Raw genomic sequence first — 12,934 nt, 5'->3', positions numbered from 1 at the left:
GCAAAGGTGACAGCGTGCTCGGTGACGACCTGACGTGGTTCATCACACTCGCCGAACTCGAGCACGTCGGCGCCACCGCCGACCGGTTGCACCTCGCGCAGCCCACGCTCTCCCGGATGCTGGCCCGGCTGGAGCGCAGGCTCGGCGTGCGGCTCTTCGACCGCATCGGCAAGCGGCTCCGGTTGAACGAGTTGGGCCGGGCCTACTACGAGCACGCCCGCCGCGCCCGCATCGAGCTGGACGCGGGCGCCAGGGCCGTCGCCGACCTCGCCGACCCGGCCGAGGGCACCGTGCGGCTCGCCTTCCTGCACTCCTTCGGCAGCTGGCTGGTACCCCAGCTGGTCGGCGATTTCCGCAGGCAGGCGGGGCGGGTCACGGTCTCGCTGCACCAGGACGCCGCGGGCACCATCACCCGTATGGTGCTGGACGGCGACGCCGACCTCGCGGTGGTCTCGCCGCGCCCCGCCGAACCGGGGCTCGGCTGGTCCGGGCTGCTGCGCCAGCCGCTGGTGCTCGCGGTCCCCGCCGGGCACCGGCTGGCCGGGCGGCGCCAGACGACCCTCGCCGATCTGGCAGGCGAGGAGGTCATCGCCATGCGGCACGGCTACGGCATGCGCAGGCTGCTGGACGAACTCGCCGCTGCTGCCGGGCTGCACCCGCGCATCGCGTTCGAATCGAGCGACCTGGTGACGGTGACCGGGTTGGTGGCGGCCGGACTCGGCGTCGCGCTGGTGCCGCTGGAGGACCCGCCACCGGGCGCGACCCCGAGCCCGGCGGTCGCCAGGGTGCCGCTGGCCGATCCGGGCGCCGTCCGCGAGGTCGGACTGGTATGGGCAGCGGACCGGCCGATGCCGGAGGCGGCGCGCCGGTTCCGCACCGCGATCCAGGGCTGGGCGGCACATCGTTCGCCGGGGGCATATTTCCTGTCGGCTGTCGGTACCGGGCGGTAAACTGCGAGTCGGGAAGGGGCCGGTATCCGCGAGCGGCAGCCCCCGCCCCCCTGGTCCCCCCGAGATCGAAAGAGGCTGCGGCGACTTTTGCGAACACCAGACGAATTCGGCAACACTTCCGGAGCCCGGCCCTACCCGGGCGCATCCGGCAACGACGACAATGCCGCTCCGGCCATGAAGAGCGTGCGCTCCAGCCTCGAACTGGCCCCCGAATCGGTGTTCCCGCTCCTCGGATCGGCGGATGAGAATCTGCGCGAGCTGGAGCGGTTGCTCGAGGCGGACATCCACGTCAGGGGCAGCTCGGTGACGCTCACCGGCCGTCCGGCCGAGGTGGCGCTGGCGGAGCGGATCATCGGCGAGCTGGTCTCGCTCACCGGCAAGAACAAGGGCATCACGCCGGACACCGTGCGGCACACGGTCGCCATGCTCACCGAGGGCAGCGAGGAGTCCCCGGCCGAGGTGCTCAGCCTGGACATCCTGTCCCGGCGCGGCAAGACCATCCGGCCCAAGACGCTGAACCAGAAGCGCTACGTCGACGCCATCGACAACAACACCGTGGTCTTCGGCATCGGCCCGGCCGGCACCGGCAAGACCTACCTGGCCATGGCCAAGGCGGTGCAGGCGCTGCAGACCAAGCAGGTCAACCGGATCATCCTCACCCGGCCGGCGGTGGAGGCGGGCGAGCGGCTCGGCTTCCTGCCCGGCACGCTGAACGAGAAGATCGACCCGTATCTGCGGCCGCTCTACGACGCGCTGCACGACATGATGGATCCCGAGGCGATCCCCAAGCTCATGGCGGCGGGCGTGATCGAGGTGGCGCCGCTGGCGTACATGCGCGGGCGCACGCTGAATGACTCCTTCATCGTGCTGGACGAGGCGCAGAACACCACGGCCGAGCAGATGAAGATGTTCCTGACCAGGCTCGGCTTCGGCTCGAAGATCGTGGTGACGGGCGACGTCACGCAGGTCGATCTGCCCGGCGGGGCACGGTCCGGGCTGCGCGCGGCCAGCGAGATCCTCACCGACATCGACGACATCCACTTCGCTCAGCTCACCAGCAGCGATGTGGTGCGGCACCGGCTGGTGTCGGAGATCGTCGACGCCTACGACCGGTTCGAGTCGGAGGTGCGGCCGCCGGTGCCGCACTACCCGGGGAACCGGGCGGAACGCCGAGCCGCCAGCCGGGGGGACCGCCGCTGATCCGATTGCCTACCCTGTGCAGGTGAGCATCGAGATCGCCAACGAGTCGGGGTTCGACGTCCCCGAAGAGGATCTGGTGGGCGTCGCGCGCTTCGCCATCGCGCGCATGGACGTCCACCCGGCCGCCGAGTTGTCGATGGTTCTCGTGGATCTGGACACCATGGCGGATCTGCACGTGCGCTGGATGGACCTGCCCGGCCCCACCGACGTGATGTCCTTCCCGATGGACGAGCTGGAGCCGGGCGGGCGCCCGGACAGCCCGGAGCCCGGCCCCTCCATGCTCGGCGACATCGTGCTCTGCCCGGAGTTCGCCGCCGGGCAGGCCAGCAAGGCCGGGCACTCGCTGCAGCACGAGCTGGCGCTGCTCACCGTGCACGGCGTGCTGCACCTGCTCGGCTACGACCACGCCGAGCCGGACGAGGAGAAGGAGATGTTCGCCCTGCAGGCCCGGCTGCTCGAGGAGTGGTACGAGAGCCTGCGCGAGGCGCGGTACCGCGCCGAGCTGGCCGAACGGGACACCAGGCTGCTCGGCAAGACCGGCTTCACCACGCCGGGCGAGACACCGGGGCAGGCGTGAGCTCCGCGACGCTGATCGTGCTCGCGGTGCTGCTCGTGCCCGCGGGCGGGCTCTTCGCCGGGCTGGACGCCGCGCTCAACACCGTCTCCAGGGCGCGGCTGGACGACATGGTGCGCGCCGAGCGCGCCGGGGCCGCCCGGCTGCTCCGGATCATGGACGACCGCCCGCGCTACGTGAACCTCATGGTGCTGCTCCGGGTGCTCTGCGAGATCACCGCGACGGTGCTGCTCGCGGCCGCGCTGCTGGACGTCTGGGCGGACGGCTGGGCGCTGCTCGGCACCGCCGTGGTCATGGTGCTGGTCGACTACGTGGTGATCGGCGTCGGGCCGCGCACCCTCGGCCGCCAGCACGCCTACTCCATCGCGCTGGCCGCGGCGCTGCCGCTGCAGCTGATCGGTGTGCTGCTCGGCCCGGTGAGCAGGCTGCTCATCCTGATCGGCAACGCGATCACGCCGGGCCGCGGCTTCCGCAACGGCCCGTTCGCCTCCGAGATCGAGCTGCGCGAGGTGGTCGAGATGGCCGGTGAGCGCGGCGTGGTCGCCGACGAGGAGCGCCGGATGATCCAATCGGTCTTCGAGCTGGGCGACACCGCGGCCCGCGCGGTCATGGTGCCGCGCACCGAGATGATCTGGATCGAGGCGGACAAGACCGCGGCCCAGGCCATGTCGCTCGCGGTGCGCAGCGGGCACTCCCGGATGCCGGTGATCGGAGAGAACGTCGACGACATCCTCGGCGTCGTCTACCTCAAGGACCTGGTGCCCTACGCCGACCGCAGCCGCAAGGTGCGGGTCAGCGAGGTGATGCGCCCCGCCGTCTTCATGCCGGACTCCAAGCCGCTGGACAGCCTGCTCGACGAGATGCAGCGCAGGCGCAACCACATGGCGCTGCTGGTGGACGAGTACGGCGGCATCGCCGGGCTGGTCACCATCGAGGACGTGCTGGAGGAGATCGTCGGCGAGATCGCCGACGAGTACGACATCGGCGAGACGCCGCCGATCGAGGACCTCGGCGACGGCCGCTACCGGGTCTCGGCGCGGCTGCCGGTGCAGGATCTGGCCGAGCTGTTCGGCGTGCAGATCGCCGACGAGGAGGTCGACACGGTCGGCGGGCTGCTCGCGCACGAGCTGGGCCGGGTGCCGCTGCCCGGCTCGAAGGTGACCGCGCACGGGCTGGTGCTGCGCGGCGAAGGGGGCCCGGACGCCCGCGGCCGGATGCGGGTGCAGACCGTGGTGGTGCGCCGGGAGAAGGCCGCGGGCGACGACGAGCGCGGCGAGAACCCGCGCGAGGGCGAGCGCGGGCGCAAGGATCGGGGCGCCGACAAGGGTGGCCGCCGGAAGGACCGCGGCGAGCCCGCGACGGCGGAGGCAGCGCAGAACGGATCGAGCCGTGCGACGACGGCCGACCGCGACCAGGAGGGATCCGAATGACCGAGCTCGACGCCGAGGACACCAAACTGCTCACGCTCGCGCGTGGGGCGATGGGCCGGACCGGGGGCGCGGCAGGCGCCGCCGTCAGGGACACCGACGGCCGCACCTACGCCGCGGGCGAGGTGGGGCTGCAGGAGCTGCGGCTGACCGCGCTGCAGGCCGCCGTCGCGGCCGCGATCTCCAGCGGCGCCGATGGCTTCGAGGCCGCCGTCGTGGTCGGCGGGCAGTTCAAGGACGCCGGGGTGCCCGCGGTCCGCGAGGTCTCGGCGAGCGCGCGGATCGTCTTCGCCGACCGCTCCGGCTCGGTCTTCGACATCGTCGACGACGCCGCGGCCGAGGTGTCCGGTGCCTGAATTCCGCTCCGGCTTCGTCTGTTTCATCGGCCGCCCGAACACCGGCAAGTCGACGCTGACGAACGCGCTCGTCGGGCAGAAGATCGCGATCACCTCGTCCCGCCCGCAGACCACGCGGCACACCATCCGCGGCATCGTGCACCGCGAGCACGCGCAGCTCATCCTGGTGGACACCCCCGGGCTGCACCGCCCGCGCACGCTGCTCGGCGCGCGCCTCAACGACCTCGTTCGCGACACCTACTCCGAGGTCGACGTGATCGCGCTGTGCATCCCGGCGGACGAGAAGATCGGCCCCGGCGACCGCTGGATCGTGCAGCAGATCCGGCAGATGGCGCCGAAGACCACGGTCATCGGCGTGGTCACCAAGATCGACAAGGTGAGCCGGGACGAGGTGGCGGCGCAGCTGCTCGCCGTCTCGAAGCTGCTCGGCCCCGACTCCGAGCTGGTCCCGGTCTCCGCGGTGCGCGGCGAGCAGGTCGAGGTGCTGGTCGACGTGATCGCCTCGCTGATGCCGGAGGGCCCTGCCTTCTACCCGGACGGCGAGCTCACCGACGAGCCGGAGGAGACCCTGATGGCCGAGCTCATCCGGGAGGCCGCGCTGGAGGGCGTCCGGGACGAGCTGCCGCACTCGCTCGCCGTTGTCATCGAGGAGGTGTCGCCGCGCGAGGACCGGGACGACCTGCTCGACGTGCACGCCCTGCTCTACGTCGAGCGGTCGAGCCAGAAGGCCATCATCATCGGCAAGGGGGGTTCCCGGCTCAAGCAGGTCGGGACCAGCGCCCGCAAGCAGATCGAACACATCCTCGGCACCCGGATCTACCTGGACCTGCACGTCAAGGTCGCCAAGGATTGGCAGCGCGATCCGAAGCAGCTGCGCCGCCTCGGCTTCTGACCCGCTGGCCGTTTTCCGCCCCGGCACCGCCCCCGCACCGCCCGATTCGTTCCGCTCCCCGCTCCCGTAGGGCACAATGGTGCTCTGCGATATCCCGATCAGGTTGTGGCGCAGCACTATTCGCGACCGAGGTTTGGGGGCGAAGATGACCGATCTCTACACCGGGCACCCGGCGTTCGATCGGGTGGCCGGAGAGGTGCCCGAGCTGGCCGCGGTCGCCGAGCGGCACCGAGAGCTGCTCCGCGACGCGGTGGACGCCTACCGCCTCCGGATCGGGCAGTGGGTGCGCTACCTGGATCCGGAGGATCGCGCGCTGCGGCTGGCCCAGGCCGAGCGGCAGCTCGCCGAGCTGCACATCGACCCGGTGCGCCACGCCGACCTCGATCTGGACGCCTACCGCGCGGTGCGCGACGGCGTGCCGATGCGGTACGTGAGCGAGCACGGCGCCTTCGTCCGGCCGCGCAATGCCGGGCCGCCGGTGCTGGTCCGCCCCGGCTCGCCGGAGCACCGGCTGGGCGTGGTCGCCCGGCTGGCGGCGCTCGGGCAGACGCTGGAGCAGATCCAGGTGGTCGCGGTGACCGCCACGGTGGGTGTGCCGCCGGTTCGCTGAGCTGTCCCCGGTCCGTGCGAGGATGGGCCGGTGCGTTCGTATCGGGATGAGGCGGTGGTGGTTCGCCAGCACAAGCTGGGCGAGGCCGACCGCATCGTCACGCTGCTGACCCGGCGCAACGGGCTGGTCCGTGCGGTGGCCAAGGGGGTGCGGCGCACCGGCTCGCGGTTCGGGGCGCGGCTGGAGCCGTTCGCCTACGTCGACGTGCAGCTGTACCCGGGGCGCACCCTCGACACCGTCACCCAGGTGCACACCGTCGAGGCCTTCGCCGCCGACATCGTCGCCGACTACGGCCGCTACACCACCGCCTGCGCGGTGCTGGAGACCGCAGAGCGGCTGGCAGGCGAGGAGCGCGCGCCCGCGCCCAGGCTGCACGCGCTCACCGCGAGCGCGCTGCGCGCCATCGCCGCGGGGCAGCGGCCGCACGAGCTGATCCTGGACGCCTTCCTGCTGCGGGCCATGGGGTTCGCGGGCTGGGCGCCCGCGCTGGACGAGTGCGCCAAGTGCGCCACCCCCGGCCCGCACCGCGCCTTCCACGTCGCCGCCGGGGGCGCGGTGTGCGTGCACTGCCGCCCGCCGGGAGCGTCCAACCCGCCGGAGGGGGCGCTGGAGCTGCTGGTCGCGCTGCTGCGCGGGGAGTGGGAGAAGGTCGAGGCGGTGCCCGTTCCGGTACGCACCCGGGCCAGCGGGCTGGTCGCCGCGCACCTCCAATGGCACCTCGAACGCCGGCTGCGCACCCTGCCGCTGCTGGAGCGCACGCCGGCGACCCCCTGACGGCGCCGTCCGTCGGGAGGCCGCTACACCGCGGCGCCGGCATCGGGCAGGATGGGGGCGTGATCCTCCGTCGCGACTCCTCCGGGTCCGGAACGGGCAGCGCACTGTCCGACGGCCCGCGCACCGTCCGCCCGCCGTCGCCGCACCCGTCGGGTGCCCGTCCGCCGGAGCTGCCGCCGGAGCTGGTGCCCGCGCACGTCGCGCTGGTCATGGACGGCAACGGCCGCTGGGCGCAGGAGCGCGGGCTGGCCCGCACGGCGGGGCACGAGCGCGGCGAGGCGGTGCTCATGGACACCGTCGAGGGCTGCATCGAGATCGGCGTCAAGTGGCTCAGCGCCTACGCCTTCTCCACCGAGAACTGGCGGCGCAGCCCGGACGAGGTCCGCTTCCTGATGGGCTTCAACCGGGACGTCATCCGCCGCCGCAGGGACGAGATGCACGAGCTCGGCGTCCGGGTGCGCTGGGCCGGGCGGCGACCGCGGCTGTGGCGCAGCGTGATCAAGGAGCTCGAGGTCGCCGAGGAACTCACCAGGGACAACACCGTGATGACGCTGACCATGTGCGTCAACTACGGCGGCCGCGCCGAGATCGCCGACGCCGCACGGGAGATCGCGCGCCGGGTGGCGGCGGGCGAGCTCGACCCGGAGAAGGTCGACGAGTCGACGGTGGCGCGTTTCCTGGACGAGCCGGACATGCCCGACGTCGACCTCTTCCTCCGCCCCTCCGGCGAGTTCCGCACCTCGAACTTCCTGCTCTGGCAGTCCGCGTACGCCGAATTCGTCTTCCAGGAGACGCTTTTCCCCGACTTCGACCGGCGCAATCTGTGGGATGCCTGCCTGGCCTACGCCCGCCGGGACCGGCGCTTCGGGGCTGCCAAGTGAGCGGATCACTCGACCCCGCGATGGAACTCAAGGCGTCGGCGGGCGCGGTGCTCTCCGTCTACGACGTCGACGTGCGGGTGGACAACGACGGCTCGCTGCGATTCGACTACGAGGGCGCGCTCTGCTCGCTGGATGCCGTCACCCTCGCCCCCGGGCTGGACGTGCTCACCCTCACCTGCGTGCTCGCCTGGGACCGCCCGCTCAAGCCGCAGCTGCACAAGCGGGTCGCGGAGCGCAACGCCACGCTGCAGTTCGGCTCGATCGTGGTGGTCACCAGGGAGAAGCTCGCCGACGTCGTCCTGCGCTACACCTTCCCCGCGGTCGGGCTGAACGACGGCGCCCTCGGCACCATGCTGCTGCTGGTGCTCTCCGGCGCGGGCAAGGCCCGCCAGGGGCTGCTCGTCCCGGCCTGACTCAGGCCGGGCCGTAGGGAAGCAGGCTGCGCACGCCGCGCTCCAGCGCCCGCGGATCCAGGTCGCCGACGATGAGGAACTGCAGCAGGAAGCCGGGGAGCAGCCCGAACAGGACCGCCGCCACCGCGTCCAGGTCGGTGTCGGCGGGCAGCCAGCCCTCGTCCAACATCCGCTGCGCGTACTCCCGCCACATGCCGCGGATCCCGGTCATGGCCAGCTTGACGTAGCCGGCCGCCTCCGGGTCGGTGAGCGCCAGTGTCCAGGCCTGCGGCGCCAGCCGCAGCCGCCCCTCCGGGCCGGTGTTCTCCGACATCCACGCGGTCACCGCGCCGATCACTTCGGCGGGCGTCGGCAGCGGATCGCGCCGGACGGCCTCGATCAAGACGGCCCTGATATCGGTGCCCGCGTTCGAGGCCAGCGCCGCGACCAGCTCGTCCTTGCTCTTGAAGTAGCGGTACACCGCGCCGGCCGAGAGCCCCGCCTCGGCGAAGACGTCCTGCATCGAGGACTGGTGGAAGCCCTTGCGCGCGAAACAGCGCTGCGCCGCGTCGACGATCTGCTGCCTGCGGCGTTCCAGGTGTTCCTCGCTGACTCTCGGCATGGTTCCAAACTAAAACGAATGTTCGTTCTTGACAACTGCCGGGGCCGGGTGCGACCGTGGGGTAACTAAAAGAACGAACATTCGATTTATGGGGAGCCGTCATGAACATCCCGCAGCGCGCGGTAGCCGTCGGTATCGGAGCGGCCCTGCTCCAGGCGCTGATGCTGATCGCCTTCGCCTGGCCGGCCGTGCACACGGCCCCGCGCGATCTGCCGGTCGCCGTGGCCGGGCCGGGTGCGGCGCAGGTGGCGGAGCGGCTGGCGGCGCGCAGCCCGGGCGCCATCGAGCCGCGCACCGTCGCCGACGAGGCCGCGGCGCGCACCGCGCTCACCGGGCGCGAGGTCTACGGGGCGATCCTCACCGGCGAGCAGCCGCCGCGGGTGCTGGTGGCCTCCGGGGCGAGCCCGCTGGTGGCGCAGCAGCTCACCCAGCTCGCGCAGCAGCTCTCCGGTGCGCAGGCGGCCACCGCGGTGGAGGACGTCGTCCCCGCCGATCCGGATGACCCGCGCGGCGCGGGCTTCGGTGCCATGGTGCTGCCGCTGGTGATGTCGGGGATCGCGGCGGGGGTGCTGCTCAGCCTGCTGATTCCGGCCGCCTCGGCGCGGATCGCCGGGGTGTTCGGCTTCGCGGTGGCAGGCGGGCTGCTGAGCATGGTGATCGCGCAGGGGTGGCTGTCCATCCTGCCCGGGGCGTACGTGGAGTCGGCGGCGGTCGCGGGGCTGGTCTCGTTCGCGGTGGCGGGGGCGGTGGCCGGGCTGGCGACCGCGGTCGGCCGGGCCGGGATCGGCATCGCCGCGCTCACCATGCTGCTGGTCGGCAACCCGTTCTCCGCGGCGACCTCGGCACCGGAGCTGCTGCCGCAGCCGTGGAGCGCGATCGGTCAGGCGCTGCCGCCGGGTGCCGCGGTCTCGCTGCTCCGCTCGGTCGCCTTCTTCGGCGGGGCGGGGGCCGGTGGGCCGCTGCTGGTGCTGCTGGTCTGGGCGGGCGCCGCGCTCGCGCTGCTCGGGGTCGGGGTGGTCAGGGAGCGGAAGTCCGAGCCGGAGCGGGAGCGCGCTGTTCCGCAGCCGGCCTGATCGGGCGGGTCGCGAGCGGGCCGGGTTCTACGGAGCGCGGCCCGCTTCGCAGGTGCCGGGCCGGGCGCGACGGGGGCCGCTCTGCTCGGGCGGGGCTCACTCAGCGCGCGCGCAGGCAGCCGTCGCAGGTGCCGAAGATCTCCAGGGTGTGGCTGACCTCGGTGAAGCCGTGCTCCGCGGCGGTGGCGTCGGCCCATGCCTCGACGGCGGGGCCCGCCACCTCGACGGTCCGGCCGCAGCTGCGGCAGACCAGGTGGTGATGGTGCCCGGTGGAGCACTGCCGGTAGACGGATTCGCCGGTGTCGGTGCGCAGCACGTCGACCATGCCCGCGTCGGAGAGCGACTGCAGGGTGCGGTAGACGGTGGTGAGCCCGATGCCCTCGCCGCGCTTGCGCAGCTCGTCGTGCAGCTCCTGGGCGGAGCGGAACTCCTCGATATCGTGCAGCAGCGCCGCGATGGCATTGCGCTGGCGTGTGCTGCGCACCCCGACCGCCTTCGAGGCGGCGGACTTCTCGGTCACGGTCATCCTTCCTCGGCGTGGGCGACGGCGTCCACGACGATGTGCGCCAGGTGGTCGTCGACCAGCTCGTAGAGCACCTCCCGGCCCGATCGCTCGCCGTGCACCACCCCCGCCGCCTTGAGGATCCGCAGGTGCTGGCTCACCAGCGGCTGGGTGACGCCGAGCGCGTCCACCAGTTCGTGCACGCAGCGCGGCGACTCCCGCAATTGCAACACGATCGCGATGCGAACGGGGGCGGCGAGGGCGCGCAGCAGTTCGCCGGCGTCCTCGAGGACGGCCCGGCTCGGCACCGGCGCCGGGGCGGGGGAACGATAGGGGTTGTGCGGCACGGCGGCTGTCATCGGGACCATCTCCTTATCGGAAAGCGATCCCATTTTGATATGCACTATTGCGCATGTCAAACGGACACGCTTCATGGCTGTGCTGGTGACGGCCGGGAATGCGCGGGCGTTTAGGCTGAAAGCACGAGCAACCGGCCCGATTCTGACGAACGGAGAATTCTCGCGTGGCACCCAAGTCGAAGGTGGACACCGTTGCCAACCTCGCCAAGCGCCGGGGTCTGGTGTACCCGTGCGGTGAGATCTACGGCGGCACCAAGTCGGCCTGGGATTACGGCCCGCTCGGCGTCGAGCTGAAGGAGAACATCAAGCGCCAGTGGTGGCGCTCGATGGTCACCAGCCGCGACGACGTCGTCGGGCTCGACTCCTCGGTGATCCTGCCGCGGCAGGTCTGGGAGGCCTCCGGCCACGTCGCGACCTTCAGCGATCCGCTGGTCGAGTCGCTGATCACGCACAAGCGGTACCGCGCCGACCACCTGCTGGAGGCGTACGAGGAGAAGCACGGCCACCCGCCCGCCAACGGCCTCGCCGACATCCGCGATCCGGAGACCGGCGACCCGGGTAGGTGGACCGAGCCGCGCAACTTCTCCGGCCTGCTCAAGACCTTCCTCGGCCCGGTGGACGACGCGGAGGGGCTGCACTACCTGCGCCCGGAGACCGCGCAGGGCATCTTCGTCAACTACAAGAACGTCGAGACCACCGCGCGCAAGAAGCCGCCGTTCGGCATCGCGCAGATCGGCAAGAGTTTCCGCAACGAGATCAGCCCGGGCAACTTCATCTTCCGCACCCGCGAGTTCGAGCAGATGGAGATGGAGTTCTTCGTCAAGCCGGGCGAGGACGAGAAGTGGCACCAGTACTGGATCGACACCCGGCTGGCCTGGTACACCGACCTCGGCATCGACCCGGAGAACCTGCGGCTCTTCGAGCATCCCAAGGAGAAGCTCTCGCACTACTCGACCCGGACGGTCGACATCGAGTACCGCTTCCGCTTCCAGGGCAGCGAGTGGGGCGAGCTGGAGGGGCTGGCCAACCGCACCGACTACGACCTGCGCACGCACGCCGAGCACTCCGGCGCCGACCTGAGCTACTTCGACCAGGCCGCGGGCGAGCGCTACATCCCGTACGTGATCGAGCCGGCGGCCGGGCTCACCCGCTCGCTGATGGCCTTCCTGGTCGACGCCTACGCCGAGGACGAGGCGCCGAACGCCAAGGGCGGGGTCGACGTGCGCACCGTGCTCCGGCTGGACCGCAGGCTCTCGCCGGTCAAGGCCGCGGTGCTGCCGCTCTCCCGCAATGCCGACCTGACCCCGAAGGCCAAGGACCTCGCCGCGCAGCTGCGCCGGAACTGGAACGTCGACTTCGACGACGCAGGCGCCATCGGCCGCCGCTACCGGCGCCAGGACGAGATCGGCACCCCGTTCTGCATCACCGTCGACTTCGACACCCTGGAGGACCAGGCCGTCACGGTGCGCGAGCGGGATTCCATGGCGCAGGAGCGGATCGCGCTGGACAAGGTCGAGGGGTACCTGGCCCAGCACCTGATCGGCGCCTGATCAGCGCGGCCGGCCGAGCGGCGTGAGGTCGAGCAGGGCCTGCGCGCCGTTCAGCGGGTCGATGCCGCGCGCGTAGGCCGAGTAGGTGTGGAAGAGGGCATCGTCGTCGTCGCGCCAGAAGACGCTGAGGCCGGGCTGCTCGTCGGCGGGCGGCCGTCCGGCGAGCGCGTGCTCCCTGGCGGAGCGGTAGTTGTAGCGGACCGGCGCGATGTCGGCGTCCAGCGAGGCGTGGAAGTCGTAGTTGAAGTCGGTGCCGAACGACGACACCGTCGGGAAGCTCCAGCCGTGCCGGGCGTGGTATCCGGCCAGCCGCTCCCACGGGCCGCGGCTGATCGCCGCGAACGCGGTGTCGTGCCCGGGTAATCGGGCCAGCCCGCCGATGCTGTCCAGCACCGCCGCGCAGCCGGGGCAGCCCTCGTCCCGATCCCACTCCCACATCAGGTGGTAGACGATCAGCTGCCTGCGACCGGCGAAGAGCTCGGCCAGCCGCACCCGGCCGTCCGGCCCCTCGAACACGTAGTCCTTCGACACCGGGACCATGGGCAGCGCCCGCCTGCGCGCGGCGAGCGCGTCCATGGCCCCGGTGACGGCCTTCTCCTCGGCGAGCAGTTCTTCGCGGGCCGCGAGCCACTCGGCTCGGCTCGCCACGACCGGACGCGCCACAGGTCTTCTCCTTCGCCGCTCGGGGATGTGTCACGGGTTCGTTCCCGCGGCCGCTGCGGATTGGTTGCTAGCCGGATGCCGGGGCGCGAGGGGAGTTTTCCGGGCGGTT

16 protein-coding genes are annotated in these 12,934 nt (G+C 71.8%); 12 read left to right on the top strand and 4 right to left on the bottom strand.

Annotation, left to right across the window (positions count from 1 at the left end; all coding sequences use genetic code 11):
- Positions 1-14: 14 nt before the first annotated feature.
- The 10 genes from ACFO0B_RS29880 (at position 15) to ACFO0B_RS29835 (ending at position 8,077) form a co-directional block, all read left to right on the top strand.
- Entirely contained in the window at positions 15-950 is a 936-nt protein-coding gene (locus ACFO0B_RS29880; RefSeq protein ID WP_378616739.1) for a LysR family transcriptional regulator, read from the top strand.
- A 174-nt stretch (positions 951-1,124) separates the two neighbouring features.
- Positions 1,125-2,150, top strand: a complete 1,026-nt coding sequence (locus tag ACFO0B_RS29875) for a PhoH family protein (RefSeq protein WP_378616737.1) — start codon at positions 1,125-1,127, stop codon at positions 2,148-2,150.
- A 22-nt stretch (positions 2,151-2,172) separates the two neighbouring features.
- Complete coding sequence (gene ybeY, locus ACFO0B_RS29870) at positions 2,173-2,727, top strand: rRNA maturation RNase YbeY (protein WP_233016577.1); 555 nt, start codon at positions 2,173-2,175, stop codon at positions 2,725-2,727.
- On the top strand, positions 2,724-4,154 hold the full coding sequence (locus ACFO0B_RS29865) for a hemolysin family protein (RefSeq protein ID WP_378616735.1): 1,431 nt from the start codon (positions 2,724-2,726) through the stop codon (positions 4,152-4,154). Before ybeY ends, ACFO0B_RS29865 begins: the two co-directional genes overlap by 4 nt.
- Complete coding sequence (locus ACFO0B_RS29860; RefSeq protein ID WP_378616733.1) at positions 4,151-4,507, top strand: cytidine deaminase; 357 nt, start codon at positions 4,151-4,153, stop codon at positions 4,505-4,507. The genes ACFO0B_RS29865 and ACFO0B_RS29860 overlap by 4 nt, the downstream gene beginning before the upstream one ends.
- A complete protein-coding gene (gene era, locus ACFO0B_RS29855; protein ID WP_378616731.1) occupies positions 4,500-5,399 on the top strand; it encodes a GTPase Era in 900 nt (299 codons plus the stop codon). Before ACFO0B_RS29860 ends, era begins: the two co-directional genes overlap by 8 nt.
- A 145-nt stretch (positions 5,400-5,544) precedes the next feature.
- Positions 5,545-6,009: a hypothetical protein gene (locus ACFO0B_RS29850; protein WP_378616729.1), complete on the top strand. Its 465-nt coding sequence runs from the start codon at positions 5,545-5,547 to the stop codon at positions 6,007-6,009.
- 30 nt (positions 6,010-6,039) lie between these two features.
- The gene (gene recO / locus ACFO0B_RS29845; RefSeq protein WP_378616727.1) at positions 6,040-6,783 is read left to right on the top strand and encodes a DNA repair protein RecO; all 744 of its coding nucleotides are present in this window, start codon (positions 6,040-6,042) and stop codon (positions 6,781-6,783) included.
- A gap of 59 nt (positions 6,784-6,842) precedes the next feature.
- Positions 6,843-7,664, top strand: coding sequence for an isoprenyl transferase (locus ACFO0B_RS29840; RefSeq protein ID WP_378616725.1), 822 nt, complete (start codon positions 6,843-6,845; stop codon positions 7,662-7,664).
- Positions 7,665-7,684: 20 nt separating this feature from the next.
- Entirely contained in the window at positions 7,685-8,077 is a 393-nt protein-coding gene (locus tag ACFO0B_RS29835) for a hypothetical protein (RefSeq protein WP_378617291.1), read from the top strand.
- Position 8,078: 1 nt separating this feature from the next.
- Here ACFO0B_RS29835 and ACFO0B_RS29830 read toward each other — a convergent pair whose 3' ends face one another.
- Positions 8,079-8,678, bottom strand: a complete 600-nt coding sequence (locus ACFO0B_RS29830; protein ID WP_378616723.1) for a TetR/AcrR family transcriptional regulator — start codon at positions 8,676-8,678, stop codon at positions 8,079-8,081.
- Between the two features lie 101 nt (positions 8,679-8,779).
- Between ACFO0B_RS29830 and ACFO0B_RS29825 the strand changes: the two genes are divergently transcribed.
- Positions 8,780-9,751 (top strand): hypothetical protein, encoded by a 972-nt coding sequence (locus tag ACFO0B_RS29825; RefSeq protein ID WP_378616721.1) that lies wholly within the window; start codon positions 8,780-8,782, stop codon positions 9,749-9,751.
- A 100-nt stretch (positions 9,752-9,851) separates the two neighbouring features.
- Here the strand turns inward: ACFO0B_RS29825 and ACFO0B_RS29820 are convergent, their stop codons facing one another.
- Positions 9,852-10,271, bottom strand: coding sequence for a Fur family transcriptional regulator (locus ACFO0B_RS29820; RefSeq protein WP_378616719.1), 420 nt, complete (start codon positions 10,269-10,271; stop codon positions 9,852-9,854).
- A gap of 2 nt (positions 10,272-10,273) precedes the next feature.
- Positions 10,274-10,621, bottom strand: a complete 348-nt coding sequence (locus tag ACFO0B_RS29815; protein ID WP_233016586.1) for an ArsR/SmtB family transcription factor — start codon at positions 10,619-10,621, stop codon at positions 10,274-10,276.
- Between the two features lie 155 nt (positions 10,622-10,776).
- Here ACFO0B_RS29815 and ACFO0B_RS29810 point away from each other — a divergent pair, with 155 nt between their 5' ends.
- Positions 10,777-12,162 carry a glycine--tRNA ligase gene (locus ACFO0B_RS29810; RefSeq protein WP_378616716.1) on the top strand — a complete coding sequence of 462 codons (1,386 nt, stop codon included), beginning with the start codon at positions 10,777-10,779 and terminating at the stop codon, positions 12,160-12,162.
- On the opposite strand, the gene ACFO0B_RS29805 is transcribed toward ACFO0B_RS29810, so the two are convergent.
- Positions 12,163-12,825, bottom strand: coding sequence for a DUF899 domain-containing protein (locus ACFO0B_RS29805; protein WP_378616714.1), 663 nt, complete (start codon positions 12,823-12,825; stop codon positions 12,163-12,165).
- Between the last annotated feature and the right edge of the window lie 109 nt (positions 12,826-12,934).

It is taken from the genome of Nocardia jiangsuensis (assembly GCF_042650385.1).
GTDB lineage: Bacteria > Actinomycetota > Actinomycetes > Mycobacteriales > Mycobacteriaceae > Nocardia > Nocardia jiangsuensis.
The sequence above is the reverse complement of the archived record's forward strand: the minus strand, read 5'-3'. Positions and strand labels throughout refer to the sequence as shown.

What these genes read in the sequence shown, in the direction of transcription:
- ACFO0B_RS29815 (WP_233016586.1), bottom strand. Translation starts at nt 10,621, where the DNA reads ATGGTCCCGATGACAGCCGCCGTGCCGCACAACCCCTATCGTTCCCCC.
- ACFO0B_RS29850 (WP_378616729.1), top strand. Translation starts at nt 5,545, where the DNA reads ATGACCGATCTCTACACCGGGCACCCGGCGTTCGATCGGGTGGCCGGA.
- ACFO0B_RS29830 (WP_378616723.1), bottom strand. Translation starts at nt 8,678, where the DNA reads ATGCCGAGAGTCAGCGAGGAACACCTGGAACGCCGCAGGCAGCAGATC.
- ACFO0B_RS29875 (WP_378616737.1), top strand. Translation starts at nt 1,125, where the DNA reads ATGAAGAGCGTGCGCTCCAGCCTCGAACTGGCCCCCGAATCGGTGTTC.
- ACFO0B_RS29825 (WP_378616721.1), top strand. Translation starts at nt 8,780, where the DNA reads ATGAACATCCCGCAGCGCGCGGTAGCCGTCGGTATCGGAGCGGCCCTG.
- ACFO0B_RS29835 (WP_378617291.1), top strand. Translation starts at nt 7,685, where the DNA reads ATGGAACTCAAGGCGTCGGCGGGCGCGGTGCTCTCCGTCTACGACGTC.
- ACFO0B_RS29860 (WP_378616733.1), top strand. Translation starts at nt 4,151, where the DNA reads ATGACCGAGCTCGACGCCGAGGACACCAAACTGCTCACGCTCGCGCGT.